This window comes from Pantoea sp. ACRSB (genome assembly GCF_022346905.1).
GTDB classification, from domain to species: Bacteria; Pseudomonadota; Gammaproteobacteria; order Enterobacterales; family Enterobacteriaceae; genus Pantoea; species Pantoea piersonii.
The window spans coordinates 357,112-383,917 of record NZ_JAKRNL010000004.1; the positions used below are offsets into that span (position 1 = coordinate 357,112).

Here is a 26,806-nt window from a genome sequence, read left to right on the forward strand (position 1 = left end):
TAAAAATCTCATTTCGATGTTACTCCTTGTTGCTGCGGCTGCTTAGCGGGTAAAGGGGCGGCGAGACAGGCCAGGCAAAGCAGCTGGCCATGGGCGATATAGGAGAGGCTTTCCAGCACCATCGCATTGGTATCTGCATCAATAGCGGCGTTGACCGAGCCGTCGGCGTTGAACCCCGCTTTCCAGCCCTTGCCGGGTTCAATCATCGGCAGCATCTCTTTGCGCAGCGCCTCGCTCCAGCGGTTGCGGAACAGCGCATACCAGGCAAAGGCGGAGCGGGTCGAGGTCAGGGCGCGGCTGGCGAGCGATTCGCTGCTGCTGGCATTGATATTCTGGATAGGCAGCGGCTGGCTACCCGGCAGCGCGCCGACGAAATCGGGCGCCTGCTCGGCGTAGTCGCTGTTGATCACGCCCGCGTCGGAAGGGGTGCCGGTGCGGTTCTGCACGATTTGCATAATGCGCCAGGTGATTTCGCCGCTGCGGGCGTCGAAGCCCTGCTCCAGCCCGGTCAGCAGATAGGGTATACTGACCAGGGAAGGCTGCTTGCCCCAGGGCGTGCGCAGCCCCTCATCGGGCACCGCGTGACCGTCAATTTCGACCAGCTTCAGCCCATCCGGCGGCTGGCTGACCGCCAGACCGGCTGCGGCGTTGATCAGCCGCAGCACGCTGCCCGCATAGAGACGGTAGCCGTAGCTACCGCGCGGATCGTCTGTACGGATCACCCAGCGGTTAACCGGCAAACTCGCGCCCTGCGGCCCGCTGCCTTGCAGCAGACCGGCGAGCTGCCAGCGCGACAGCAATTGATTGACGGCGGCCGCGTGCTGCGGATAGCGCCACAGCAGGATCTGTAGCGGCATCAGCAGGCGTCCCATATCAATGGCCGATCCCGCGTTTTCATCCGGCGAAGGCAGCGCCTTTAGCGAATCGGCTTCGTAGAAGGCGGCGGGCAGGCCGTCTGGCTTCAGCGGCAGCTGGCCCAGCGCGTCGAGCGCCGAGGCGATACGGTCGTCAAACTCCGCGTCGGGGATAATGGCGAGCTGTTTCGCCGCAATAGCCGCCAGCAGGTAGCTGCCGGTACTCCACAGGCTGAGCCAGGGTTTGTCCGCTTCGGCATTGACCAGCCCGTTCGCCTGGGTGTTATTAATAAAATATTGCCAGGCGATGCGCGCCCAGACCGCCTCATCAAAGGTCAGTTCGCGCTGCTGCGGCAGGGGCGGGAACGACTTGCTGAGTACGATGCCGTCTGTGGTCTCGACGCGCGTCGGCATCTGTCGCTCGACCCACAAGACAATGGCGAAGCCGATCAAAAAGCCGATCAGAATAGTGAGATAGCTGCGCGCGCTGTAAATGCCCGATTTCAGGCTCATTCCGCTTCCGCCTCCTGCGTGGCAGGCGGCGTCCACATCGCCGCCATAATCATGGGCATCATGGCGGCGATATTGACCGCCCCCCAGAAGATATTGATGACATAACCAGAGGGGTCGTCGACGTTGCCGCGCGCCACCTGAATGCCGCCCCAGATCAAGCCGATCAGCGTCAGCGCCACGATCGCCAGCTGCGGCTTCACCAGATAGAGAAACCGGCCTGACTGACGCTCTTTTGGCGTGACGTGAAACTTAATTTTCTCGCCGCGCAGCACCGTACCCAGGGCGCGCAGGTTAACGGAGAAAAAGGCGAGATAGGACGATCGCCCGTCCCAGGCAGAAATGCCCCAGGTACCGAACATAAACGCCAGCTCCGACACGATAAAAAAGGGCAGAAAGTGCAGGTAAAAAGGGGTCGAATAGGCGGAGACGGGGGGAATGCCGGTAAAAAGATAAACAAGCGGCGAGATCAGGAAAACGGTGTTCCAGATACAGGCAAGATAAGACCAGAAGGTGGTGCCGTACATCAGGGTCTGGCCGACGCTGAGCTTAAAGCGGCGGCGGCTGAATATCTTGTCATGGAACAGAATGTCCAGCGAACCCGCGGCATATTTAAAACGCTGAATCATCCAGGTCAGCAGATCCTGCGGCGAAAGCATTTTGGACTCGATGCCGGGATGCATAACGGAACGCCAGCGGCGTCCGCTGTCGCCGTGTAGCACGATAGAGGTGTAGATATCTTCCGAGACGTGGAACTTGTAAGGCGTCAGCTCCGTATCGGCAATAACATGGGGGCGCATCGCCTGGCTCAGGGTGGCGCGCATCTCCTCATCGCGGATATCGCGCGTATGGCGCGATATCTCCTCTTCGACGCTAAAAACGTAGCTGCGCAGCGCCGCCTGCATCACCGCTTCGCGGCGGTGAACCGAAGCCGCGCCGCAGCAGAACGCCGCGTTCGCCCAGTTGCGGCGGCGCAGGATAACGTCGTAAAACATGCGCGGATCGTTAAAAAAGGGGTCGTTGCCGATAGTCAGCCGGCCAAACAGGCCTTCTGTTACACGGCCGAAGAGGTAGCCCGGCAGCCCGGCGCGGCGGCGCAGCCAGGCGGAGAGGCGCTCCCCTTCAGGCAGATCGTAAAACCACTGCGGCGTCTGTACCCAGGCGACATCCGGATCGCGGAAGTAGCCCAGCGTATTGGCCAGAAGACTGGGAAAAACGCGGGTATCCGCATCACAAATCACCAGGAAGTCGCCGTCGGTCTGTTCCATACCGTTGCGAATGTTGCCCGCCTTAAAGCCGATATTGTTTTCGCGGGTAATGTAATTCACTCCTTCCTGCTCGCAGACCGCGCGCATCTCTGGTCGACGGCCGTCATCCAGCACATGAATAGCGAGATCGAGCGGCGTGGGGTAGGTCAGCTTAAGCGCATCGCGGATAGAGAGACGCACCAGCTCAGGATCTTCAGAGTAGGTAGCGATAAAGAGATCCACCTTAGGCGGCCGCGGATCGGTGCGGTCCTGCTCAAGCAGGCACTGATTGATCTCCTCGGGCGGCGCCGGACACGGCGGATCCTTTACCTGCCAGATATTAATGGTGAAGAGCAGCGTGCCGATCCAGGCGAGCGTCTCCGCCAGCGCCAGCGGAACGGCATACCAGAGCGCGTCCATATTAAGCGACTCCATCCAGCGCCAGCGGATGTAGTTTGCGCCTAGTATCAGGCCAGCAACGGCCAGCACCTGCCAGAGCCTCATCACCCAGAGCGGCGTTTGAAGCGGGGCGGGCGGACGGCGATGTTCAAAGCGTGAAAAGTAATAATCCATGGCGTCTCGTTTCGATAGCGGAAGCGTCTGTTGGTTATCTTTTCACCTGGATGTAATAATCAATTCATTAACTTAGCAAATGACAATAATTAAATTATTTTTATGCTTATACTCTGCCGCTTCTGCTGGAAGATTAACAGCTTTACCGTCAGACAGCCTCTGTCAATTTATATAGTATTAAATTACAGCTATTTACAAGGAAGTTAAGAATTTTTTCATTTCAGCGTGACTTAAACGGCAACAGCGCTAAACTTCTCCTTACAGAGCACCGATCTGTTTCATTTAACTAAAAAACATACTTACATCACTTACGGTAATGATTTATGGCGGATGTGGCGTTTGAGCCTAAAACGGTAAGCGTCGACTGGCGCGCGTGGCGCTATGCCGTACCCGGCAAGCGCGATCTGCGTGTGGATATGTTGCGCGGCATTGCGCTGGTAATGATGGTGGTGGCGCATACCGAACTGCTGTCGCTGATTAATATCTTTACCTGGGAGAGGTTTGGGCTGACCACTGGCGCCGAAGGCTTCGTTATTCTGTCGGGCTTTATGCTCGGCATGCTCAACCGTCAGCGACTGCAAAAAGAGGTGCTGTTAACCGTAAGCTGGAACCTGTGGCGGCGGGCCGGGAAAATCTATCTGGTCAATCTGACCATCATTTTCATTATGCTGCTGCTGTCGCGCCTCCCTTTTATCAACACCTTTGAAGTAACCCATTTCGTCGATCGCTATTCCGGCACCGTCTGGTCGCTGTTTCCCACTACGCCGCAGATTAAAGAGACCTGGTTCAATATCATCCTCTACCTGCAAATCGGACCGCATCAGACGCAGATCCTCGGACTTTATATCTGCCTGCTGCTGGCCAGCCCGCTTTTTCTGGCGCTGCTGCAAAGCCGTCGCGTGGGATGGTTGCTGCTGGCCTCTCTTGCGGGTTACGTCAGCTATCACCTGTGGCCGACGCGGCTGACCGTCGCGGAGTTCGAGTTCGCCTTCCCGCTGCTCGCCTGGCAGTTCATTTATGTGCTGGGAATGTGCTGCGGCTGGTACAAGGATGAGCTGATGTCACTGGCGCGCACGCCGGGCGGCTATATTGTGATGGGCCTGATGGTGATCTACGCGCTCGTCATGATGTTCATCGCGCAGAACCATACCAATCCCTTTATGCCTTCGTTTCTGCTGCTGCACGTTATTCCGCCCGCCGATTTCAACTGGTTTTATTACCATCTTGCCAGCAAAAACGCGCTCGGACCCTGCCGCGTGCTGAATGACTTCAGCCTGATGCTGCTGGTTTATCTGGTGCTGACCTTCTGCTGGCGGCCCATTGAACGCGCCTTCGGCTGGTTTCTTATTCCGCTAGGGCAGCACTCGCTTTACACCTTTATTTTGCACGTCTTTGTCGTGATGGCGGTCAGCCAGTTCGTCCATTTCGACCTCTGGCATCAGGCGTGGATACGCAACACGCTTATTCATATGGCGGCGCTTGGGCTGCTGTGGTGGATGGCAAAAAAAGAGATTGGCGGTCGTTTTATCCCTAATTAAGCGAGGAGCGCTGCATGATTCACCCTGGGCTTCCGGCCAGAGGAGCAGGATTGCTGATGATCGCCTTCGTCGCCAGCGCGGCGATGCCTGCCTGCGCCGCCTCGTCCGACAGCGGAGCGGCCGCAATGCACGATGAGTCGGTACCGGCGGCGGCCGTCTCCAGCCGCTGGGGCCGCCTTTTTGCCGGCAATAAAAATAAGCTTTCCGGCGCGCTGAGTTTTTCCAGCGGATTAAAAGATCAGTGGCTGTCGATCCCTAACGGTTCGGAAAGCGCGCAGCGGAAAAAGAAAATAAATCAGCTGCTTAACCTCAGTCTGCAATATTCGCCCTATAGTTACTGGTTCGCTAACGTCACGCTGCGTGCGCCTGTTACCGATTTCGATAAATACGCTACCGATTTCCGCTACAGCTTCGGCTACGACGACTGGCATCCAAATACCTTCAGCCTGGTTTACGGCAACTATGGCGACAACCGCCTGTTTACCTCAGGTAATGCGCGCCATACCTATTTTGAGCAGGGTGCTTTCACCTTCGCCTATAAATTTTCGCTGCCCAAGGATCTGGAAAAGCATCTGCTCATCAACAAAGGGGACGCGCTGACCTGTCAGGTTGGCGTCAGTTGGGTGCCGCGCTACTACTCGCTGGCGGATAACGACCTGCGCTCGAACAAAGAGGTCGGGCTGGGCGGCTGCGGTTACACCTTTAAGCAGCACTTTTTTATCCGCGCCACCGCCTTCTGGTTTCCGCATCATGAACAGCAGCAGCCCTGGAACGGCGACTACAGCTACAGCTTTGGCTATGCAACCTATAAACCGGGATCTTTCTCTATCCAGTACAGCAACTACAGCGGCACGCGCTTTCCCGGTCGGAGCAGCGCCAATGCCAAATTTCGTGAGGGCACAATCTCGCTTATCTGGTTCCTTCCTTTCTGAGGTTTTCTATGGACGCGCTTCAGCCTCAATCCGTATTAATCGTCGATGATGCGCTGCTCTACCGCAGGCTGCTGGCTGGACTGCTGCAGCAGTGGGGCTATCAGGTTTTCGAAGCGGAGAATGGCGAGCAGGCGCTGGCGCTGCTGGCGCAGGAAACGGTGAGCCTGGTGATTAGCGACTGGGAGATGCCGGTCATGGATGGCCTGACGCTTTGCCGTCAGATCCGCCAGCAGCTACAGGATCGCTATATCTACATTATCGTTCTTACCGTACGCGACAGCGTGGAGGATCTGCGCGTCGGTTTCGCCGCCGGCGCGGATGACTTTTTGCGCAAGCCGGTTAATCAGGTTGAGCTACAGGCGCGGCTGCACGCGGGCGAGCGTATCCTGCGGCTGGAAGCGACGCTGGCGAGCAAAAATCGCCGCCTCAGCGAGGCGCTGACGCAGATCGAACAGGATTTGCAGGCGGCTGCAAGACTCCAGCACAGCATTCTGCCGCCGCATCATCTGCGCCAGGGCGACTACTTCGCCGACTGGCTGTTTATGCCCTCCGCATGGGTTTCCGGCGATCTGTTCCATCTCTTTCCCCTTAATGACCATACCGTAGGGTTTTACTGCGTTGATGTGGCGGGACATGGCGTGACGGCGGCGATGATGTCGGTGGCGGTAGCGCGCCAGTTTCTGCATGGCCGTACGGTCGATCCCTTTTTGTTCGACGGCGCGGCCATTACGCCGCCGTCGCAGGTGGTGCGCATTCTCAATGCGCGTTTTTGCGCCCAGCACCCTGAGGTCACCAGCTATTTCACCATGGTTTACGGGGTGATCGATCGCCGCAGCGGCGAAGGGCGGCTCTGTCAGGCGGGGCATCCAACCCCTTTTATCGTCAGCGGCGAGGGGGCGGTGCGTGAGGTCGGTGAGGGCGGGCCGCCGGTCGGGCTGCTTGAGCACCTTGACTGGGACGAGAGCGCCTTTCATCTTGCGCCGGGCGAGCGGCTCTGCCTCTACAGCGATGGCATCAGCGAGTGCGAAAATGCAGAGCAGCAGATGTTTGGCGCAGCGCGTCTGGGAAAATTGCTGGCTTCGCTTCACAACCACTCGCTGGAGGATCTGCTGGCGGCGGTGGAACAGTCACTTAATCAGTGGCGCGGTCTGGCATCGGACGAAGCCGCCTCCGCGGCGGATGATATCTCCTTGCTGGTGATTGAGCGGCAGCAAGGCTTAACGGGAGAAGCGAAATGAAATTTGAAACTGAAAAGATCGACAACGCCTTTGTATTCACGCCGGTGGTGCGCCGACTCGACGCGTCGGTTGCGCTGCGTTTTAAAGAGGCGGTAGCGGCGGTGATCCAGCAGGGCGAGACCGCGCTGATTCTCGACTTTTCACGCGTGGACTTTATCGACAGTAGCTGTCTGGGCGCGCTGATTTCGCTGTTGAAACTGCTGAGTGGAAAAGGGCAGCTAGTGCTCTGCGCGCTCAACAGCAATATTAAAGCGATGTTTTCGCTGACCCGCATGGATCGGGTATTCACTCTCTGCGCCGACCGAAGCGAGGCGCTCGCCGCGCTAAACGGAGGATGAACGATGTCCGAACACACCCAGCAGAAAGAGCTACGGCTGCCTGCCACTATTAATAGTCTGACGACGCTCGGCATCGCGCTGCGTCAGTTCGTCGCCGGGCTGCCGGTGACCGAAGTCTGGATCTATCCGCTCGATCTGGCGCTATGCGAGGCGGCAAGCAATATTATTCGTCATGGCTACCATGACGATGCGACGGCGCACTACCGGGTCTGTTTTAGTCACGACGGCCGTGAGGTGACGGTAACGCTCTATGACAGCGGCGTGCCTGTGCCGGAGGAGAAGCGTCAGCCGCCGGTAATCGATCCCGACGCGCCGTTGACTCTGGAGAGCCTGAGCGAAGGCGGCCGCGGTATGCAGCTTATCTTCTCAGGTGTTGATCGGGTCAGCTACCGCGAGGGCGAAGGTGAGAACCAGCTGACCCTGATCAAAACGCTGCCTTAGTTCTCCGGGCGGAACAGCTTCTGTACGAACTCAATATAGGCCGGACGCCAGACATCCATCTCATGACCCAGCGCGGGGTAAGTATGCCAGTCGCTGTGGATGCCGCGCTGGTCCAGCTGCGCCTTGAGGCCGGTCATATCGCGCCCGGTAATGATGTCCTCTTCGCCGCTAACCAGCGTCAGCAGTTTTAGCTGACGGTTGATAGCGGCAGGCTTTTTCAGCTGCGCCGCGACGCGAAAATCGGGTACGGATTCGGTGGTCACGCCGCTGAAAATCCCCAGCCAGGCGAACTTATCGAGATGCCGCATGCCGCTGACCAGCGCCTGATAGCCGCCCTGCGACAGCCCCGCCAGCGCCTGACTTTCAGCCTCTTTCCGCACCGGATATCGGTCGGCGACGAGCGGCATAATCTCCTCAATCAGCTCTTTGTCCGCCGCCTGTGCATTGCGCGGATAGAAGGTTTCGCGACGGGTGGCGGGGGCGAAGCTTTCAGGTATCGCCCCCGCGGCGTCGGTTTCGGTATCCGGCATCACGACCAGCATCGGCACGATTTTCCCCTCGGCGAGCAGGTTATCCATAATTTGCGGCACGCGTCCCTGGGTCAGCACCGAGAGTCCGGTATCGCCAAAACCGTGGTAGTAATAGAGCACCGGCAGCGGAGGAGAGTCGGCGCGCGTGCCGGGCGGCACCCAGACGGAGATACGGCGTTCGCGGTTCAGCGATGGCGAGTGCCAGGTCAGGGTATGGATCTCGCCATGCAGCACGTTGCGCTCATCCAGCAGGCTGCCGGGCACCAGAATCAGGCTGGTATTCACCTGACGCTGTGGTTTCGCCAGCGCGTTGCCCGTGTCGATGCTGCGAAAGCCGTCCACGTTAAAAAAATATTCATATAAGCCAGGCTGCATGGCTTCGCTGGTAAAAGACCAGATGCCGCGATCGTCTTTGGTCAGAGGATGCGAGACGTAACGATCGGGCGTAGGGCCGGTCACCACCTCGACCGCTTTGGCGGCCGGCGCCCATAACCGCCAGGTTATGGTGCTGTTATCATTGACCTGGCTGGTGTATTGATCCGGCGGCAGGGTGTCGGGTGGGCGCTGAGGAAGCGGGATAGCCAGCAGAGAATGACTCCATACCGCCAGACTCAGGCCCAGAAAGAGGCAGCGAAAATTCATCAGATATCCTTAACAGAATGCAGGTCCGTTAAGTGTGGCATAAGCGGGAAAAAATGAACTGCCGCGCGTGAATTTTGCTGCCTCTCCGGCACTGCGTTAGAGAAGATCGCGCCCGTTGCTGGCGATCACTTTTTTATACCACCAGAACGATTTTTTGCGCGTGCGCGCCAGGGTGCCGCGCCCCAAATCATCTTTATCGACATAGACAAAGCCGTAGCGTTTGCTCATTTCACCGGTTGAGGCGGCAACCAGATCGATGCAGCCCCAGGTGGTGTAACCCATCACCGGCACGCCGTCGTCGATCGCCTGCGCCATCGCCCGGATGTGCTCGCGCAGATAGCTGATGCGGTAGTCGTCGTTAATGCTGCCGTCTGCTTCCACCTTGTCCTGCGCGCCCAGCCCGTTCTCCACCAGAAACAGCGGCTTTTGATAGCGGTCATACATCATATTCATGGTGATGCGCAGCCCCAGCGGATCGATGCCCCAGCCCCAGTCGCTGCGTTTTATATGCGGGTTGGTCAGAGACTTCACCACGTTGGCGGCGCTGCTGTTGCGCTCGTTCATCTCCGCCGAGGCGCAGCGTGACGCGTAATAGCTGAACGAGACAAAATCGACGCTGTTTTTCAGGATGTCGGCGTCTTCGCTCGCCATCTCAAGGGTGACGCCTTTTTCCCGGAACAGGCGGGCGGCATACGTCGGGTAGGCGCCTCTCGCCTGCACATCAATAAAGAAAAGATTCTCGCGATCCTTTTCCAGCGCTGCCCAGACATCTTCCGGTTTGCAGGACCAGGGGTAAAAATTGCCGCCCGCCAGCATACAGCCAACCTGGTTAGCCGGGTTGACCTCGTGAGCGATGCGGGTCGCGAGGGCGCTGGCGACCAGCTCATGATGCGCGGCCTGATACTTCACCTGATCCTGATTCTCTCCCTCTTCAAACACCAGGCCGGCGCCGGAGAAGGGGCTGTGGAGCAGGATGTTTATCTCATTAAAGGTCAGCCAGTATTTAACCAGACCGTCGAATGCTTCGAAGCAGGTGCGCGCATAGCGAGCAAAGAAATCAACCATTTTGCGGTTGCGCCACGAGCCGTACTCCACCACAAGGTGCATCGGCACATCAAAATGGCAAAGCGTGACCAGCGGCTCGATGCCATGTTTTTTACACTCTTCGAACAGGCTGCGATAAAAGGCGATACCTTCCTGATTCGGCTCTGGTTCATCGCCGCGCGGATAGAGGCGGCTCCAGGCGATAGAGGTACGGAAAACACCGAACCCCATCTCCGCCATCAGGGCGATATCTTCTTTATAGCGATGATAAAAGTCGATTGCCTCATGACTGGGATAGTATTCATCGTCGCGCAGGCTAAAGCGCTTCTCTAACCCCAGCTTTACCGGCATGCGCGCGGCGCCGTGTGGGATCATATCTACCGTAGTCAGGCCCTTACCCCCTTCCAGATAGCCGCCTTCAGACTGATTCGCGGCTAATGCGCCACCCCATAAAAAACCTGCTGGAAATGTCAGTTCCGACATAAATTACCTCAATGATGAACTGCTGCCTTAACCGGCTCGATCGATTCCGCCTTTGCGGGCGAGGCGCTGGCCTCGGGCGCGCTTTCCGGGATATCTTCAAAGCCTAAAATCAGAGTCAGAATAAATGAGAGCACTACGGAGAGCGCCATCACCGCCACCACCCAGACGATACTCATGGGGTTAGCGGGATCGAAGAACTGCACGCTGGTAAAGAGTCCCGGCGACGCCATCGAGTGGCTGGCCAGCCCGCCGACGCCCGCCACCGCGCCGCAGATAAAGCCGCTAATCAGGCAGGCGACCAGCGGACGCTTCAGGCGTACCGCCACGCCGTAAAGCGCCGGTTCGGAGATGCCGGCGACGATAGCGGAGGCGGCGGCGGCGAGGGCGGTCTGGCGCAGCTCGCGGTTTTTGGTTTTAAAGGCGACCGCCAGCGAGGAGCCGCCCAGCGACAGGTTGGCGCCGATTTCCGACGGCATCACCATACCCTCTTTGCCGCTTTCGGCGATGGTCTGAATAATGGTCGGCGTAAAAACGCGGTGCATGCCGGTCATTACCAGCAGCGGCCAGATGGCGCCCATAATCGCCACCGAAAGCCAGCCAAGATAGCCGTGTACGGTATAGACCACGGCCGAAATGCCGCTGCCGATCCAGATGCCCAGCGGGCCAATCAGCAGGATGGCAATCGGCGCGGCGATCAGCACAATCAGCATCGGTTTCAGGAAGTTTTTCGTTACCGCTGGCGTAATGCGATCGACGATTCGCTCAATATGGGAAAGTATCCAGGTCATTACCAGCGCCGGGATCACCGTGTAGGTGTATTTCACCGGCGTGACGGGAATCGAGGCGAAGTCAACCGCCTGACCCTGCGCCGCTTTCGCCATCAGATCGATAAAGCCAGGATGCAGCAGTACCCCCGCGATCGCGATCGCCAGCGACATATTGGTTTTAAACTTGATAGAGGCCGACGCGGCGACCATGACCGGCAGGAAGAAAAACGCGCCGTCGCCAATGACCGTCAGGATAGTCAGCGTAGAGGAGCCTTTCGGCAGAACGCCGCTCATCTCCAGCACCATCGCCAGCAGCTTCACCATCGATCCGCCGATAATCGCCGGAATCAGCGGCGACATGGTGCCGACCAGCGCGTCGAGAATGCCCGCGCCGATGCTTCTCAGGGTAATTTTGCGTTTCACCGCCGCGCCGCCAGAGGCTTCAGGCGTGCCGAGCGCCAGGATAGCCTGATAGGCTTTGCCGACGTTGTTGCCGATAATGACCTGACACTGCGTATCGTTATCGACCACGCCCATCACGCCGGGCAGCGCTTTGAGCGCGGCGCTGTTGACCCGCGCGCGATCTTTTATAACAAAACGTAAACGGGTCATGCAGTGGGTGACGGACTCAATATTCTGCATTCCGCCCAGCGACTGCACGATGGCGCGAGAGACTTCTGCGTAGGGATTAGGCATGGTTTTGCGTCTCTGTTGTTATGGGTAGAGTGATTGACCGGCGGCCTGCTGTTGTAGGGACAGAGGGCGCTATGATGTGCCATAGGAAACCGGTTTCACAAAATCATGAACAGTTGCAAAATTGATAACAAGATGGCGAAGGCGGTTATTTTTCAAACCGTGACTGGCGTCACTTTCCAGGTTTATGCTTATCAAGGCGCGTCTGAGGTTGAGTAGACTGCACAGCTGATTGAGGGAGAAGGGAAAATTTATGGCCACCATACTTGAGGTCGCGAAAAGGGCGGGCGTCTCTAAGGCGACGGTTTCCAGGGTGCTGTCGGGCAACGGCTATGTCAGCCATGAGACGCGGGAAAAGGTGATGCAGGCGGTGGCCGAAACCGATTTCCGGCCTAACTTGCTGGCGCGCAATCTGTCGGTAAAATCGACCCAGACCATTGGCCTGGTGGTGACGAATACGCTCTACAGCGGCAACTACTTCTCCGAGCTGATGTCCCATTCCGCCCGCATGCTGGAGCAGCAGGGCCGTCAGCTGATCCTGGCCGACGGCAAACACAGCGCGGCGCAGGAGCGCGCGGCGATCGACTTTCTGCTCGATCTCCGCTGCGACGGCATTATTATCTATCCGCGTTTTCTTACCGTCGATGAGATGGACGAGATTATCGCGCAGCGCAAACAGCCGGTGCTGGTAGTAAACCGTCGCTTACGACAGCATCACAGCTACTGTATTTATGCCGACCAAAAGCAGATCAGCGCGATGGCGGTAAAAGCGCTAATCGAGCTGGGCCATCGCGATATCGGCTTTATTACCGGCTCGCTCGATTCCCCAACCGGGGCAGAGCGCCTGGCCGGGTATAAAGCGGCGCTGAACGAGAGCGGCATACCGCTGCGCGAGGCGCTGATCGCAGAAGGGAAATGGCATGCGCAAAGCGGCGCGCAGGCGACAGCCGCCCTAATCGCCAGCGGCTGCGCCTTTAGCGCGCTGGTCGCCAGCAACGATGAGATGGCGATCGGCGCCATCAGGCATCTGACGACGGCGAATATTGCGGTGCCGGGGCAGGTGTCGGTGCTGGGCTTTGATGATATTCCCCTCGCACCCTATATCGTTCCTGCGCTTTCCAGCGTCCGTATCCCCGTTACCGACATGATTCAGGAGGCGATTGCCCGACTGTTAGCCATGCTGGATGGCGGCTCGTGGCAGGAGGCGGAAGCTTTTGCCGCCAGCCTGTCGCTGCGGGAGTCGGTGACGCCAGGCCCTTATGCACGCTAGCTGACGCTGGCGGCTAACCACTTTTCCAGCTGCGCCAGCTCGTCATACTGAGCGGGAAATGCTGTTTGCAGTTGCGCGACCGCGGCGGCCAGCGCATCCGGGCGATAGGCGACACCCTGAAGCTGGGTCTCCAGCGCTTCCAGCGGTGTCGGGTTAAGGCTGTCTGTAAAGATCTGGCAGCGGCTTATTACGCCGCGTTCGACATCAAAGTGGATCTCTACGCCGCCCCAGGCAAAACGCGTATCAAGCAGGTGAGTAAAGTCGGGCGACTGGCCAAAGTTCCACTCCCAGCTGCTCTGCCGCGCAAACTGTTCGGCAAAGCCAGGCAGATCGGGCAGCGCATCCGGCGATATGCGCTCTGGCTGACAGCGTGCCTGATAATAGTCGAAGAAAGCTTCGGTGACAGCGTCACAAATGGCGGCGTAATTAATCTCCGGCGAAAGTTCGGTCAGGTTCGCCACGCGCGAGCGCACCGAGGTAATGCCTTTGGTTTGCAGCTTTTTGATGTCCGGGTTGAGATAATTCGCCAGCCGCGATAAATCGGCATCGATCAAAAAAGTGCCGTGGTGAAAGCCGCGGTCGGGCGTTTCATGATAGGCGGAACCGGAGATTTTCCGCACCTCGCCGCCGCGCGTCACGACGATATCGTTACGTCCCGAGGCCTCCGCTTCGATTCCCAGCGTGCTCAGCGCACGTAGAATAATGCCGGTCGAGACGCTTTTGTCGTACTCCGGCTTGCCCGCCATAAAGGTAAAACAGGCGTTGCCTAAATCGTGAAACACCGCGCCGCCACCGCTGCTGCGCCGCGCCAGCTTAATGCCGTCCTGCGCCATGCGTCGCGTGTTGCACTCTTTCCAGGGATTTTGCGCCCGGCCGATAACAACGGTTTCAGCATTACGCCAGAGAAATAATACCTTCTGCGTGGCGGGCATCTGCCGGTAAATGCACTCCTCTACGGCGAGGTTAAACCAGGGATCGTTTGATTCCGAAAGCAGTAAACGCAGCGTGGTCATCTCTTCTCCTGAGGCGTTGAGCAAAGCGGCTGCCAATCTTAACGCGCTTTGCGGCCGGTAAAATGATAGCGCGTGCTCTGATTAAGGCGGCTTAAGGTTTCCCTAAAGTTAACAGGGCATGCTGTACTCTCCTGTTAACAGATGGACTGCAAGCATGTTTTACCCGCTCAATAAAAGACCGACGCTAAATCGGCTCTCTTTTCTGTTGCTCTTTTCGTTTTATATCGCCGTATTTCTTAACCTGGCCTTTTATCACCAGGTTATCGCTGCTTTGCCGCTTGATAGCGTACGCAACTGGCTGGTATTTCTTTCTATGCCGCTGGTGGCGATTTCGGTCATTAATATTGTGGTGACCATCGCCTCTTTTTTGTGGCTCGACCGGCCGCTCCTTGTGCTATTTATTCTGGTCTCCGCAGCCGCGCAATATTTCATCTGGAATTATGGGGTGATTATTGACCGGTCAATGCTGGTTAATATTCTCGACACCACCCCGTCGGAAAGCTTCGCCCTGATGACGCCGCAGCTGGTGATTACGCTTCTGCTCTCCGGCGTAGTAATGGCGGGCGTGGTTTTCTGGGTTCGCGTGCGTCCCACTAAGCCTTTCTGGAAAAGCGCGGTTTATCGCCTGATTAGCGTGGCGGCGTCGGTTATTTTTATCCTGCTGGTGGCGTCATTGTTCTATAAGGATTACGCCTCGCTGTTCCGCAATCAGAAAGAGCTGGTGAAATCGCTCAGCCCGTCAAACTCCGTTGTCGCGACGATCTCCTGGTATAAGCACAACCGGGATCTCAATCTGCCGCTGGTTAAAATCGGCGAAGATGCGCACCTGTCACCAGCGATGCAAAACGGCAAAAAGAACCTGACTATTTTAATCGTCGGCGAAACGTCGCGGGCGGCGGATTTCTCCCTGTCAGGCTACCAGCGTGAAACCAACCCGCTGTTGAAGAAAGATGACATAACCTACTTCCCGCATACCGCATCCTGCGGTACGGCAACGGCGGTCTCGGTTCCCTGCATGTTTTCCGGTATGCCGCGCGCGCATTACGATGACGCGCTGGCTGGTCATCAGGAAGGTTTGCTGGATGTGATCCAGCGTGCCGGTATCAAAGTGCTGTGGAACGATAACGACGGCGGCTGTAAGGGCGCCTGCGATCGCGTGCCGCATCAGGATGTCTCCAGCCTGAACCTGGCGGGGATGTGTATTAAAGGCGAATGTTACGACGACGTGCTGTTTCACGGGCTGGAGGATTATATCGATCAGCTACAGGGCAATGGCGTTATTGTTCTGCATACTATCGGCAGCCACGGCCCCACTTACTACAATCGTTATCCGCCGCAGTTCCGCCGCTTTACGCCAACCTGCGACACAAACCAGATTCAGGACTGTTCGCAACAGCAGCTGGTGAATACTTACGATAATACCCTGCTGTATGTCGATTATATTGTCGATAAGGCGATCAAGCTGTTGCAGTCGCATCAGGACAAATTCACCACCAGTCTGGTTTATCTTTCCGACCATGGCGAATCGCTGGGCGAGAACGGCACCTATTTACACGGTATGCCTTACGCCATCGCGCCGGAGGTACAGAAGCATGTCCCCATGCTGATCTGGCTGTCGCCGGACTACCAGCAGCGCTATGGGGTGAATAAGGGCTGCCTCGATAAGCTGGCGGCAGAGGATAATTTCTCGCAGGATAATCTCTTCTCCACCATGCTGGGGCTGACCGGCACAGCGACAAAAGTCTATAAAGCGGAAGATGATATTCTCACTTCCTGTCGTAAAAGCTAAACGCGAAAGCCCTGCAAATGCAGGGCTTTTTTCTGGTTAGCGTTTTAACGTCGCGCCGCGGCTGTTAATGACGTCGCGATACCAGTAGAAACTTTTTTTACGGCTGCGCTTCAGCGTGCCTGAGCCATCCTGATTGAGATCCACATAGATAAATCCGTATCGCTTAGAAACCTCCGCCTTTGAAGCGCTAATCAGATCGATAGGGCCCCAGTAGGTATAACCCATCACCTCTACGCCATCATTAATCGCTTCCCAGACCTGCACCAGGTGATCGTTGATATAGCGAATACGATAGTCGTCGTTAATCTGGCCATCGGCGTCGGGCTTATCCTGCGCGCCCAGTCCGTTCTCCACAATAAACAGCGGTTTCTGATAGCGGTCCCACAGCATATTGAGCAGCGTGCGCAATCCGACCGGATCGATCTGCCAGCCCCATTCCGAACTCTCAAGATGCGGATTAGGCACCATATCAAGGATATTGCCGCGCAGCTTCTCTGCCTGACTCACGTCGGCCGTCGCGCATCCAGACATGTAATAGCTGAATGAGATGAAATCGACCGTATGGCGCAGCGCGTCAAAGTCCGCCGGCTCGGTCTGCAGCTCAATGCCCTGTTCGTGAAAGTCGCGCTTTATATAGTCGGGATAGCGGCCGCGGCACTGCACGTCGCCGAAAAACTGCCAGCGTCGATTCTCCTGCAGGGCAGCGAACACATCTTCAGGTTTACAGGTCAGCGGATAAATTAAGCCGCCAAGCAGCATATTGCCGATGCGCGCATCTGGAATAAGCTCGTGACACGCCTTAACCGCCAGACCGCTGGCAACCAGCTGATGATGAATAGCCTGATAAATTTCTCCCTTCGTGCAGTCGCCTTGTAGGCCCACGCCTGTTAACGGCGCATGCAGCGACATATTGATTTCATTGAAGGTCAGCCACAGTTTCACCTTGCTGCGATAGCGCGTAAAAACGGTACGCGCATAGCGCTCAAAAAAGGCGATAAGCTTACGATTACCCCAGCCGCCATAGTTCTGCACCAGCCCCCACGGCATTTCATAGTGTGACAGTGTCACGAGAGGCTGGATGCCGTGACGCGCCAGTTCGTCAAACAGCTTATCGTACCAGGCCAGTCCCGCCTCGTTCGGCTCCAGCTCATCGCCCTGCGGGAAGATGCGCGTCCAGGCGATAGAGACGCGCAGGCAGGTAAAGCCCATTTCGCGAAACAGCGAGATGTCGTGGGGATAGCGATGATAAAAGTCGATAGCGACATCTTTAATAGAAAAGTCGCCAGGCTTGCGTTCTACAACCTGGCCGAAAATACCCTCAGGCAACATGTCGGAAGTTGACAACCCTTTGCCATCTTCCATCCAGGCGCCTTCAACCTGATTGGCTGCCAGCGCGCCTCCCCATAAAAAATCATCCGGGAACTGAGTCTTCATTGACGTCTCCTTTTGTCGCAGCGCTTAGTCGGCGCGCTGTGGCTGTGGTAAGCCCGCTATGACGGTCAGCAGGCAGGCTAAAATCAGGGAAAGAGCGGTACCGGCGATGGCGCCCCAGACAGAGTTATCAATTCCGGTTGAGGGGATGATCTGCGCAAGGGTAAAAATACTCGCCAGTCCGAATGAATAAACCTGGCTATGGCTCAACGCGACGATAACGCCGCCAAGCGCGCCGCCGATGCAGCCGAAAATAAAGGGGCGACGGTTAGGCAGCGTAACGCCATAAACAGCAGGCTCGGTAATGCCGAACACGCCTGAAATAGCGCTGGAACCCGCCAGCGTTTTCAGGCGCGCATCGCGGGTTTTAAGGAAGACGCCCAGGGCTGCGCCGACCTGTCCGAAAACAGCAGGCAGCAGGATCACCATCATGGGATCCTGGCCCATCACCGCCATATTGTTCATCATTAGCGGGACCAGCCCCCAGTGCACGCCGAATATGACGCAGACCTGCCACACCGCGCCGAGAATGCCGCCTGCGAGCCAGGGTGCGGAGTGATAGACAAGCTGGAAGCCGTCAGCCAGCAGTTCGCTCAGCGCGGTCGCCAGCGGCCCGATAGCCAGAAAGGTCAGGGGAACGGTAACGACAAGGCAGATTAACGGCGTAAAGAAGCTTTTCACCGACGCGGGCATGATCTTGTTGCACTGACGCTCCAGCCAGCAGCAAAACCAGGCGGAGCAGATGATCGGAATAACTGAAGAGGCGTAGTTAATAAAAACAATCGGTACCCCAAGGAAGGAAGTGGTTTCTCCTGTTTCTGCGGCCTGGAAAGCGGCCTGGATATTAGGGTGAACCAGCGCGCCGCCAATAAGCAGGGTGACAAAGGGATTGCCGCCGAACTTTTTACCGGCGGTATAGCCGAGCACCAGCGGTAAAAAGAAAAACAGCGCGTCGGCCGTAGCGAATAATATTTGCCAGGTGCCGCTGCTGTTGGTCAGCCATCCTGCCGCCTGGCAGAGGGCGAGCAAGCCTTTCAGAATACCGCAGGCCGCCATGACGCCGAGAAAGGGGGTGAATATCCCGGAAACCACATCAATAAAGGCTGCCAGCAGCGTCTGCTTTTCCTTGCCCGGCGACGGCGCTGTCTGTTTTTCCTCATTCAGGCCCGCCTCCTGGCAGAGCGCTACGTAGACATCGTGAACATGACTGCCAACCACTACCTGAAACTGTCCGCCGCTTTCGACTACCATAATTACGCCTGGATTGGCTTTTAATTTTTCAGCGTCCGCCTTACTGCTGTCATTCAGTTTAAAGCGCAGTCGGGTGGCGCAGTGAATCAGACTGTTAATATTCTCTTTGCCGCCGACATGCCTGAGTATGTCCTGCGCCAGCGCCTGATATTTCATATTTATACCTTCAATGGTTCAAGATTTAATAAAGCGCAAAAAAAACCTGAGAGAACTTATTACAGCGTTGCTGTCACAAGCCTCTCAGGTTTTGCCTGTTGTCAGTAACAACCCCGAAACCCTACGAAATTAACAGCCAGGGATAATCGAGTCCAGCGCAAGCGGGAGCGATAAGTGTGATATTGCTCAATAAAAACCGCATTAAATCTTATTCTGACGCGGGGAAGGCTTATTTAATTACTTAATTCATTAACATGAATTCTTATTTTGAACGATCGGGCGGGACGCGGCTTTTACTTCCTTTTTACATGAATAGCCAATTAAAACGGACTATTTCAATTTAGCCGGGAGATTGGCTGCCAGCGCACCCGATCTGAATATGTCAGGCTTTGTCCTCGCTGAGGGTTACTCGCGGCTACGCTATTGCCTCTGCTTTCCTGCAGGCAATAGGCGTTATTTGATTTTATCGCCAGAGGTAATATTGATTAAGGGAAGCGATAAAACTGGTGGAAGAAGTTATTAGAGAAAAAACAGAAAAGGATGTTCGGGCTTGGGCAGGCAGCAAGCGGCTTTAACCGGCAATTCATACAGGTTCATCAAACGTCGTATCGCTTAATGGATAATGCGTATGGCAGAGCCTGCCAGAAAAATATAGCTAATTGCGGGATTCGCGTGACAACGTCACGAAAAAGATTAGCTTCTGAACCAGATAGCTAAAAAACTTATTACGCTTAAAAAAGTAATCAGCAGCGCAAGGTATTCGTCGCGATTAAAAGATAAAACAGATTTCATTTCACTCTCCTCAGTAACTGAGTAGAGTTTTACACTTTACAGCTTAGTGAAACCTTAAGAGTTTCTGTTCTTGACCTGGGGCGTCAGAGAAAAACAGCAATAAACCGGCCCTGAAAACAGGGCCGGCTGCGTGCTTAGCGGTTCGCTTTTAACGTACCTTTTAAGCCATGCGGCTCTGAACGCAGATATTGCGGCGGCGCGCTCGCCTGGTCACCCAGCTCGGCAGCCGCATGCCACGGCCAGCGCGGGTCGTAAAGTACCGCGCGCGCCAGCGCTACCAGATCGGCGGTGCCTTCCTGTAACACCGCTTCTGCCTGTTTCGGTTCGGTAATCAGGCCGACGGCGATGACCGGGATGTTGACCTCTTTACGGATATCGTGCGCAAACGGCAGCTGATAACCCGGGCCAACCGTAATTGACTGCTGAGGTGCCAGGCCGCCGCTTGAGACGTGAACGTAGTCGCCGCCTGCTGCCTCAATCTGCTTACTAAATTCAATCGACTGATTATTATCCCAGCCGCCTTCTACCCAGTCAGTAGCGGAGATGCGCACGCCGACCGCAATGGAATCAGAGACCGCTTCACGCACCGCGCGGAAAACTTCCAGCGGGAAACGCATACGGTTTTCCAGCGAGCCGCCATAGTGATCTTCACGATGGTTGCTCAGCGGCGACAGGAACTGATGCAGCAAGTAGCCATGTGCGGCGTGCAGCTCGATAAGCTCAATACCCAGCTTTTCAGCGCGCTTAGCGCTCTCGACAAACTTCTGTTTAATGCGCGCCAGGTCGTCGCGATTCAGCGACACCGGCGGGCGTTCGCCATCATGAAAGGCTTCCGCAGAAGGCGCTACGGTTTCCCAGCCGCCCTGATCAAGCGCAAGCTGATGACCGCCTTGCCATGGCGCGGCGCACGAAGCCTTGCGGCCGGCGTGGCCCAGCTGGATACCAACCGGGACCGGCGAATAGGCGCGGACATCTTCAAGAACGCTACGTAAAGCCGCCTCTGTGTCGTCGTCCCACAGGCCAAGGTCGCCCGGCGTGATGCGGCCAATCGCCTCAACTGCGGTGGCCTCAATAATCAGCAGGCCCGCGCCAGAAAGCGCCAGCTGCCCAAGATGAATGCGATGCCATGCGGTAGCTTTACCTTCACTCGCGGAGTACTGACACATGGGCGCGATAACAATGCGGTTTTCCAGTGCCAGCTTACCAATGTGCGTTGCGCTAAAGAGTTGACTCATGAATACCTCATTTCCATGTAATAACTGCCCCGAATCAGAAAGTGTAATCGACTACTGGCAGAGCATTAGCTTAATGCAAAAAAATAGCATAAAGGCGGAGCGCGAAAGTTTACATTTGTGGCTGAGTGCAGGGTGCGACAGTAGGAAAGAAGGCTAAATGATCATTAATTAACCTCTGTAGAGCGATAATTAATCAAAAGATAAATCGATCGCGCTACGTGAATTCTGGAGAAAAAGCAGGGGGAGAGTGCTGCAGAATTAGCGTAGCGTTGCCATTTCATCGTACGCAAAATAACCACTGCCCGCTATTTAGCTTTATATAATGTCTATTATATAAAGTCAGGAAGTTAAAACAGGGGTGAATGCGGAGACAAAGGGACGCCAGACAAACAAGTCTGGCGTCCGCCTGATATTACGCCGTGGTTTTCCGGTTCGTCAGTAGCGATTTCACCGTCTCGGCGGCGCGCTTGCCCGCGAGGAAAGCGTGGTCAGAGTTGTAATATTCCCACTCGCTGTAGCGACCAGAAAGGTGGATACCCTGCGCCGCCAGCCAGTTACGGATCAGCGCCACGTTCGCTTTGCGATGATGATCGTACACCACATAGGCGTAAGGCATATCGACCTCATTGGCAGTGACAATCACATCATCTTCGCGAATGATGCCGACGCGAATACAGTCGTCGATGCAGCGCTGAATCAGCGCGTCGCCCTCATAAGGCAGAGGCTGATCGGCGCGATAGGTAATTTCGCACGTCAGGCCGAAACCGCCTGGCGGATTGCACTCTGGACTGGCGTTGCCCTGCAGGAAAATACGGTGAAACAGGGTATCGCCAGGGTAGTAGATCCAGTGTTTATCGCTCAGATTTGCGCGGCCAACGCCCAGATTGACGCAGCGTACTGAAACGTGGCGCAGCAGCGAGGCGGCTTTCTGTACCGCTTCCGGCGCGCGATTGCCTATCAGACGTACCAGCTCAGGCAGCGGCAGGGTGCTGATCATCTGATCGTAATGGTAATGGCGGCCATCTTTCAGGATCACGCTGCGGGTTTGCGGCTGGATTTCAGCAATCTCTGAGTGCGTCTCGAGCGCACAGGAGAGATGCGGCAGGAAACCATTCATCAGCGCCTGAAAACCGCCGCGTTTAGGATAGCCAAAACGGGCATTGGGGCCGACTGGCTTATCGAGCGGCGCCAGCGCGCCGGAGATGATCTGCTGAAGATCGGGTAACGGAACGCGGCCGCCAAGCCAGGAGGTCTCCATATCGGCGAGCGGCGTTTTCCAAAGTTTGCGGTTGTAGGGAACGGCAAAATGGTGAGCGATGCCTCTTCCCCAGGTACGGAAGATAAAGTTCTCAAAATCTTCTCCCGTTTCATCTGCGCCAGCAGGTTCTGTTGCTTCAGCGCCGAGCACGCCATCGGCACAGCAGTCGCGACACTCCGTATTGGCCGCCTGGCGCACCGCGCTCAGCGGCGCCGCCTCCTGGGTTCCCGTGACACCGTAACGCGCTTCAATCGCGCCCAGCACGCACTCGCCGATCACCTCTGCTGGCAAGCCATGTAGCGCTGACTGGAAGGGATAGCGCGTAAACACATCGTGGCTGTAAACCCAGGCTTCGCGCGTCTGCCAGTGCAGGTTGTCGCCAAGCAGTTTGTCATAGAGCTGAAGCACATAAGGATCGTTAGAGAACATAATGTGCCCGGCGTAATCGAAGGTAAAACCTTTATCCTCAATCGAACGGCACCAGCCGCCAGGCTTTTCATTTTTCTCCAGCACGACCGCGCCTTCGCCATAGTGATAACCGGCGCTCAGACCGGTCGGCCCAGCACCAAGGATCAGGCACTCCACCGGACGCAGCGTTACCGCACGTACACCATCAGCAACCTCAGGCACCTTAGCGGTGGCGGCGGGCTGGACAAATCTGTCGCGCAACGCCGCGATCTGCATCTGCATCTGCTCAGCCGTATGATCCCACGACGTATCGGCGATAATCGCCGCCATCTGCGCAGCCTGCTCGCGACGCTGTTGCTCGCTCAGCTGTAAGGCCTTTTCGCACGCCTGAATAAAACCCTGAGTGGTATCGGCAATGCTGACCACATCACTATAATGGCGCACCACATCCGGCACCGCCGTACTCACAATCGGCAGCTGCGCAGCCATATATTCCAGCACTTTGGTCGGGCTGATAAAGCGGGTAGAGGCATTCAGCGCAAAAGGCATCAGGCAGACGTCCCATCCGGCCAGGAAATGGGGCAGCGCTTCATAAGGTTGCTGACCGAACCAGTGCAGATTAGGACGCTGCGGCAGGCTGGCAGGATCGATCTTCACCACCGGGCCAACCATCGCGATTTGCCATTCAGGATGGGCATCGGCGAGCGCGCCAATCAGCGCGACATCCATACGCTCATCAATCACGCCGTAGTAGCCGAGTCGCGGTCTGGGCAGATTATCCTGTAGCGGATGGCCGTTGCTGCGATCGAGCGCCTGCTCGAAATGCGCAGCGTCAACGCTGCTGGGGAAACAGTAAACGTTCTGGTGGCGATGCTTTTTCGCTTCATAGAGACTGGTGCCGCCGGTAAAGACCACGTCGGCGCGGCTCAGCAGCGCGGACTCGCGCTGCTGCAGCTGGCGCGGTGCCATCTGGAAGGCAGAAAGCTCATCCATGCAGTCATAGATAATGGCGCTGGGATTGAAACAGGCCAGCAGCGGCAGCGCCATCGGCGTGTAAAACCACACCAGCGGCTGTTCATCTTCATCTAAAAGCGTGGCGAGCAGAGGCTGCAATACGGCGATTTGGCTGTCGTGAAAGCCTGGCGCGTTGACGTCGGTATGCGGTTCAATCACGGTGACGTTAGGCGCAGGAGAGCTGAGCTGCAGGCCCGCCTCGCCAGGTCGGTAAACCGGCTCCTCGATAAACAGCACGCGGTGGTGCTGTGCAAGGCGCGACAGTAAATGCTGTGGACGTTGAAAGACGAAACCCCAGCGAAGATGACTAAATACCACCAAAACGGACTGTTTCATATGGAACTCCTGTGGCGCGCTGTCCGGTGACAAAAGGGCATGAAACCGGTGTAGCGAACGTTGTGATTGCCGCAATGCTGCGGCGGTAGGCTGGTGTAACAGACGCGTAAAATCAGGGGCGACGTCCCAGAGTCCGCTGCGCGGCCAGTGACTGGGGTCTTCCCAGAGAGGACTTTCAATAATGGGGTAGATGCAGACGCCAAGGATATCGCAGCCAGCAAGCTGCGCCTGAGCGATCTGCGCGGCAATATATGTCATCCAGGCGGGACGCCCGCTGCCGACATGGCTGGTCTCCGCCAGCAATACCGGGCGCTGATAGCGCTGCGCTAAATTTGTCAGCATCTTATGCAGCGGCATTCTTCGGCTATCGCCCAGATGCCACGCCAGCCGCTGATTGGAGTTTGTTTCCCACTGGTTAGCGTGATAGTAGTTAGCGCCGACGATATCGAGATAGCGAGGCGCGCCTCCCAGTTCCGGCTCACGCTTGCCGACTAACATATCCCAGGCCTGAAATTGTGAGGCGTTAAGATCGGCGGTGCGCTGATAACAGGCTTCGCTCTCTTCATCGGGAACCAGATAGATAATGGGATCGCAATGAAGAAAGCGCGCCCGCGGATCGGCCAGCCAGATCGCATCGCAGCCCGCTAACGTCGCCCGCACCAGCTGGCGCTTAATGGCGTCTGGATCCGCATCGCGATGATGGCCGAACAGCCCGACCGAGAGACCCCAGCTGAGAAAAGAGATCTCATTCATCGGCGAATAGACCGGCGCAGAGGTATACCAGGGTGCCAGGAAGGCGGCGAAGCGCTGGCAAAAACCTGCAAAACGCGGAATAAAATCGTCAGAAAAGAGATCAAGGTCATCCGGCCAGCCGTAGTGGCAAAACGTCCAGTTGATCTGTATGCCCAGCTCATGCGCCGCCTGCATTTTGGCCCGTACGAGTGCATAAGTCTGTTCAGGATCCTCTTCCGCCTGACGCCAGCCTATACTCTCGCGTACGGTATAAATGCCAAACTGCTGTAAAGCGGCATAGTCGCTGCGGAATTGCGTTTGATGGTCGGTCAGAGCATCCATGACCAGTCGCTGGCCTGCCGTATTAATATGGTCGGCGCCTTCGTACCCGGCCTGCCAGAAGCTAGAAAAAGGCAACATCGTATCCTCCTGTTTAAAATTCAGGATAAAAAGAGTCCATACCGTCGCGCAGGCAGGGTGATCCCCGGCATGGCAATCAGGATGGAACAGCTAATGAGATCAACGTTGCTGTTGTGAATTCCGTGTCTGGAAAATAAAGCCGTCGCGGCTGGCCAGGCCTGGCCGCAGTAAAAGCGTTATCCCGCACGCAGAGAAATGAAACTGGAGGTTGTTATTTTCAGTGAGCAATCACTGCTGATCGAAGTATAACCGCGAGCGGTTTTCTCACAAGTAATTGAAGGAAAAAGAAAAAAGCAAAGCGGCAACCTGAGCAATCAATCACCTGAGAAAACCTGTATAACTTTCTGAGAATAAAGGCCCTGCGTTTACGCGCCGCCGCCGCGCTGGATCGGCGTTAGCCTGTACCATTTAGCGCCACCGAATCACAGAGCCTGGCGGCGCTAAACCGCCTCGCGGCAGTGGCGACAAAAGTGGCTCTCGCTGTCGCCCAGCACGCGCCGCAGGAACTCCTGGGTACGCATTTCCTGGGGCTGCAGCAGAATTTGCTGCGCGGGCCCTTGCTCCACAATCTGCCCGCTATGCAGAAAACAGACGCGATCGGCAACCTCACGCGCGAACTGCATTTCGTGCGTGACGACGATCATCGTCATACCTTCCTGCGCCAGGGTGCGCATGACCTGTAGCACCTCGCCGACCAGTTCAGGATCGAGCGCTGAAGTAGGCTCATCAAAAAGAATCGCTTTTGGCTGCAGCGCCAGCGTGCGCGCAATCGCCACGCGCTGCTGCTGCCCGCCGGAAAGCTGGGCAGGCCAGGCATTGATCTTGTCCGCCAGCCCCACCAGCGCCAGCAGAGATTTGGCGCGCTTTTCCGCCTGCGAGCGCGATTCGCCGTTCACATGAATCGGGCCTTCCATCACGTTTTCCAGCACGCTGCGGTGCGGGAAAAGGTTAAAGCGCTGAAATACCATGCCGATCTGACGGCGCAGATCGTTAATGCTTTTATGCCGACTGTCGACGCGCTGTCCCAGCACGCGGATCTCGCCGCCTTCATAGGTTTCCAGCCCGTTGATGCAGCGCAGAATGGTTGACTTGCCGGAGCCGGAGGGGCCAATAAGGCAAACCACCTCGCCGGCGTTAACGGTAAAGCTCACGCCTTTCAGCACTTCTACGCGGCCGAACTTTTTATGTACCTCGTCGATTTCAATCATCTCAGGCTCCTTTCATCTGACGTTTTTCCAGCCGTTTGGTCAGGGCCATCAGCGGCATACACAGCAGCAGATAGAGCACCGCCACTAGCGTATAAACGGTGGTGTTGTCGAAAGTAGAAGCGGCGATCAGCTGCCCCTGGCGGGTCATTTCCGTGACGGCGATAGTGGAAGCGAGCGCGGAGTCTTTCAGCATCATCACCAGCGTGTTGCTGTAGGGCGGCAGCGCAACGTGAAACGCCTGCGGCAAAATCACGCGGCGCATCGCTTTAGCAAAGCTCATGCCCATTGAGCGCGCGGCTTCCAGCTGCCCGCGATCGACAGACTCAATACCGGCGCGAAATATCTCAGCGATATAGGTCGAAAAGCAAAAGGCGATGCCAGTGACGCTGGCCTGAAATGAGGTCAGGGTTATTCCGATATCAGGAAAGACAAAGTAGATATAAAACAGCACCACTATCATCGGCAGGCCACGCGTAATATTAATTATCGTCGCAACCGGCCAGGAAATAATTTTCCATGGACACATCTTTGCGGCCGCAAATATCAGGCCCAGCGGCGTACTGATCACCAGCGACAATATTGTGATGGCGATCGTCATTTCGGCACCTTTCAATAAAAAGGGCAGGTAGGTGTGGAGGCTGCTCCAGTCCATCTTTAGCTCCT

General features: G+C 56.5%; 18 protein-coding genes and 1 pseudogene. 7 read left to right on the forward strand and 12 right to left on the reverse strand.

Annotated features, from left to right (window positions below; translation table 11 throughout):
* Positions 1 to 8 precede the first annotated feature (8 nt).
* Both MHZ89_RS14905 and MHZ89_RS14910 read right to left on the reverse strand, forming a co-directional pair.
* Positions 9 to 1,367 carry a DUF3131 domain-containing protein gene (locus tag MHZ89_RS14905; protein ID WP_311783654.1) on the reverse strand — a complete coding sequence of 453 codons (1,359 nt, stop codon included), beginning with the start codon at positions 1,365 to 1,367 and terminating at the stop codon, positions 9 to 11.
* Positions 1,364 to 3,184 (reverse strand): glycosyltransferase, encoded by a 1,821-nt coding sequence (locus MHZ89_RS14910; RefSeq protein WP_311783655.1) that lies wholly within the window; start codon positions 3,182 to 3,184, stop codon positions 1,364 to 1,366. The genes MHZ89_RS14905 and MHZ89_RS14910 overlap by 4 nt, the downstream gene beginning before the upstream one ends.
* 323 nt (positions 3,185 to 3,507) lie before the next feature.
* On the opposite strand from MHZ89_RS14910, the gene opgC reads away from it, so the two are divergent.
* The 5 genes from opgC to MHZ89_RS14935 are packed head-to-tail and all read left to right on the forward strand — an operon-like array spanning position 3,508 to position 7,671.
* A complete protein-coding gene (gene opgC / locus MHZ89_RS14915) occupies positions 3,508 to 4,722 on the forward strand; it encodes an OpgC domain-containing protein (RefSeq protein ID WP_311783656.1) in 1,215 nt (404 codons plus the stop codon).
* A gap of 14 nt (positions 4,723 to 4,736) precedes the next feature.
* The gene (locus MHZ89_RS14920; RefSeq protein WP_409373285.1) at positions 4,737 to 5,654 is read left to right on the forward strand and encodes a hypothetical protein; all 918 of its coding nucleotides are present in this window, start codon (positions 4,737 to 4,739) and stop codon (positions 5,652 to 5,654) included.
* Between the two features lie 8 nt (positions 5,655 to 5,662).
* Positions 5,663 to 6,892, forward strand: a complete 1,230-nt coding sequence (locus tag MHZ89_RS14925) for a SpoIIE family protein phosphatase (RefSeq protein ID WP_311783657.1) — start codon at positions 5,663 to 5,665, stop codon at positions 6,890 to 6,892.
* Positions 6,889 to 7,230, forward strand: a complete 342-nt coding sequence (locus tag MHZ89_RS14930) for an STAS domain-containing protein (protein WP_311783658.1) — start codon at positions 6,889 to 6,891, stop codon at positions 7,228 to 7,230. Before MHZ89_RS14925 ends, MHZ89_RS14930 begins: the two co-directional genes overlap by 4 nt.
* A 3-nt stretch (positions 7,231 to 7,233) precedes the next feature.
* Positions 7,234 to 7,671, forward strand: a complete 438-nt coding sequence (locus tag MHZ89_RS14935) for an ATP-binding protein (RefSeq protein ID WP_311783659.1) — start codon at positions 7,234 to 7,236, stop codon at positions 7,669 to 7,671.
* Here MHZ89_RS14935 and MHZ89_RS14940 read toward each other — a convergent pair.
* The 3 genes from MHZ89_RS14940 to ascF form a co-directional block, all read right to left on the reverse strand.
* On the reverse strand, positions 7,668 to 8,843 hold the full coding sequence (locus tag MHZ89_RS14940; RefSeq protein WP_311783660.1) for an alpha/beta hydrolase-fold protein: 1,176 nt from the start codon (positions 8,841 to 8,843) through the stop codon (positions 7,668 to 7,670). The genes MHZ89_RS14935 and MHZ89_RS14940 overlap by 4 nt on opposite strands.
* 96 nt (positions 8,844 to 8,939) lie before the next feature.
* Positions 8,940 to 10,370: a 6-phospho-beta-glucosidase gene (locus MHZ89_RS14945; RefSeq protein WP_311783661.1), complete on the reverse strand. Its 1,431-nt coding sequence runs from the start codon at positions 10,368 to 10,370 to the stop codon at positions 8,940 to 8,942.
* Positions 10,371 to 10,378: 8 nt separating this feature from the next.
* Positions 10,379 to 11,833: a PTS cellobiose/arbutin/salicin transporter subunit IIBC gene (gene ascF / locus MHZ89_RS14950; protein WP_311783662.1), complete on the reverse strand. Its 1,455-nt coding sequence runs from the start codon at positions 11,831 to 11,833 to the stop codon at positions 10,379 to 10,381.
* A gap of 250 nt (positions 11,834 to 12,083) precedes the next feature.
* Here ascF and MHZ89_RS14955 point away from each other — a divergent pair, with 250 nt between their 5' ends.
* Positions 12,084 to 13,100: a LacI family DNA-binding transcriptional regulator gene (locus MHZ89_RS14955; RefSeq protein ID WP_311783663.1), complete on the forward strand. Its 1,017-nt coding sequence runs from the start codon at positions 12,084 to 12,086 to the stop codon at positions 13,098 to 13,100.
* Here MHZ89_RS14955 and MHZ89_RS14960 read toward each other — a convergent pair.
* Entirely contained in the window at positions 13,097 to 14,113 is a 1,017-nt protein-coding gene (locus MHZ89_RS14960) for a lipoate--protein ligase A (protein ID WP_311783664.1), read from the reverse strand. The genes MHZ89_RS14955 and MHZ89_RS14960 overlap by 4 nt on opposite strands.
* A 154-nt stretch (positions 14,114 to 14,267) precedes the next feature.
* Here MHZ89_RS14960 and eptA point away from each other — a divergent pair, with 154 nt between their 5' ends.
* Positions 14,268 to 15,902 carry a phosphoethanolamine transferase EptA gene (eptA, locus tag MHZ89_RS14965; RefSeq protein ID WP_311783665.1) on the forward strand — a complete coding sequence of 545 codons (1,635 nt, stop codon included), beginning with the start codon at positions 14,268 to 14,270 and terminating at the stop codon, positions 15,900 to 15,902.
* 36 nt (positions 15,903 to 15,938) lie between these two features.
* On the opposite strand, the gene MHZ89_RS14970 is transcribed toward eptA, so the two are convergent.
* The 6 genes and pseudogenes from MHZ89_RS14970 to MHZ89_RS14995 all read right to left on the reverse strand — a co-directional run bounded on the left by MHZ89_RS14970 (position 15,939) and on the right by MHZ89_RS14995 (position 26,795).
* A complete protein-coding gene (locus MHZ89_RS14970) occupies positions 15,939 to 17,336 on the reverse strand; it encodes a 6-phospho-beta-glucosidase (protein WP_311783666.1) in 1,398 nt (465 codons plus the stop codon).
* A 42-nt stretch (positions 17,337 to 17,378) separates the two neighbouring features.
* A pseudogene (locus tag MHZ89_RS14975) lies at positions 17,379 to 18,740 on the reverse strand (PTS transporter subunit EIIC); the annotation flags it as partial.
* 926 nt (positions 18,741 to 19,666) lie between these two features.
* Positions 19,667 to 20,767 carry an NADH:flavin oxidoreductase/NADH oxidase gene (locus MHZ89_RS14980; RefSeq protein ID WP_311783667.1) on the reverse strand — a complete coding sequence of 367 codons (1,101 nt, stop codon included), beginning with the start codon at positions 20,765 to 20,767 and terminating at the stop codon, positions 19,667 to 19,669.
* A gap of 412 nt (positions 20,768 to 21,179) precedes the next feature.
* Positions 21,180 to 24,935, reverse strand: a complete 3,756-nt coding sequence (locus tag MHZ89_RS14985) for an NAD(P)-binding protein (protein ID WP_311783668.1) — start codon at positions 24,933 to 24,935, stop codon at positions 21,180 to 21,182.
* A gap of 440 nt (positions 24,936 to 25,375) precedes the next feature.
* Entirely contained in the window at positions 25,376 to 26,143 is a 768-nt protein-coding gene (locus MHZ89_RS14990) for an amino acid ABC transporter ATP-binding protein (RefSeq protein ID WP_311783669.1), read from the reverse strand.
* A 1-nt stretch (position 26,144) separates the two neighbouring features.
* Positions 26,145 to 26,795 carry an amino acid ABC transporter permease gene (locus MHZ89_RS14995; protein ID WP_311783670.1) on the reverse strand — a complete coding sequence of 217 codons (651 nt, stop codon included), beginning with the start codon at positions 26,793 to 26,795 and terminating at the stop codon, positions 26,145 to 26,147.
* Positions 26,796 to 26,806 lie beyond the last annotated feature (11 nt).

What these genes read in the sequence shown, in the direction of transcription:
- MHZ89_RS14970 (WP_311783666.1), bottom strand. Translation starts at nt 17,336, where the DNA reads ATGAAGACTCAGTTCCCGGATGATTTTTTATGGGGAGGCGCGCTGGCA.
- ascF (WP_311783662.1), bottom strand. Translation starts at nt 11,833, where the DNA reads ATGCCTAATCCCTACGCAGAAGTCTCTCGCGCCATCGTGCAGTCGCTG.
- MHZ89_RS14945 (WP_311783661.1), bottom strand. Translation starts at nt 10,370, where the DNA reads ATGTCGGAACTGACATTTCCAGCAGGTTTTTTATGGGGTGGCGCATTA.
- MHZ89_RS14930 (WP_311783658.1), top strand. Translation starts at nt 6,889, where the DNA reads ATGAAATTTGAAACTGAAAAGATCGACAACGCCTTTGTATTCACGCCG.
- MHZ89_RS14910 (WP_311783655.1), bottom strand. Translation starts at nt 3,184, where the DNA reads ATGGATTATTACTTTTCACGCTTTGAACATCGCCGTCCGCCCGCCCCG.
- MHZ89_RS14925 (WP_311783657.1), top strand. Translation starts at nt 5,663, where the DNA reads ATGGACGCGCTTCAGCCTCAATCCGTATTAATCGTCGATGATGCGCTG.
- MHZ89_RS14960 (WP_311783664.1), bottom strand. Translation starts at nt 14,113, where the DNA reads ATGACCACGCTGCGTTTACTGCTTTCGGAATCAAACGATCCCTGGTTT.
- MHZ89_RS14985 (WP_311783668.1), bottom strand. Translation starts at nt 24,935, where the DNA reads ATGTTGCCTTTTTCTAGCTTCTGGCAGGCCGGGTACGAAGGCGCCGAC.
- MHZ89_RS14995 (WP_311783670.1), bottom strand. Translation starts at nt 26,795, where the DNA reads ATGGACTGGAGCAGCCTCCACACCTACCTGCCCTTTTTATTGAAAGGT.
- MHZ89_RS14920 (WP_409373285.1), top strand. Translation starts at nt 4,737, where the DNA reads ATGATTCACCCTGGGCTTCCGGCCAGAGGAGCAGGATTGCTGATGATC.
- MHZ89_RS14980 (WP_311783667.1), bottom strand. Translation starts at nt 20,767, where the DNA reads ATGAGTCAACTCTTTAGCGCAACGCACATTGGTAAGCTGGCACTGGAA.
- MHZ89_RS14990 (WP_311783669.1), bottom strand. Translation starts at nt 26,143, where the DNA reads ATGATTGAAATCGACGAGGTACATAAAAAGTTCGGCCGCGTAGAAGTG.
- MHZ89_RS14940 (WP_311783660.1), bottom strand. Translation starts at nt 8,843, where the DNA reads ATGAATTTTCGCTGCCTCTTTCTGGGCCTGAGTCTGGCGGTATGGAGT.
- MHZ89_RS14955 (WP_311783663.1), top strand. Translation starts at nt 12,084, where the DNA reads ATGGCCACCATACTTGAGGTCGCGAAAAGGGCGGGCGTCTCTAAGGCG.
- MHZ89_RS14935 (WP_311783659.1), top strand. Translation starts at nt 7,234, where the DNA reads ATGTCCGAACACACCCAGCAGAAAGAGCTACGGCTGCCTGCCACTATT.
- eptA (WP_311783665.1), top strand. Translation starts at nt 14,268, where the DNA reads ATGTTTTACCCGCTCAATAAAAGACCGACGCTAAATCGGCTCTCTTTT.
- MHZ89_RS14905 (WP_311783654.1), bottom strand. Translation starts at nt 1,367, where the DNA reads ATGAGCCTGAAATCGGGCATTTACAGCGCGCGCAGCTATCTCACTATT.
- opgC (WP_311783656.1), top strand. Translation starts at nt 3,508, where the DNA reads ATGGCGGATGTGGCGTTTGAGCCTAAAACGGTAAGCGTCGACTGGCGC.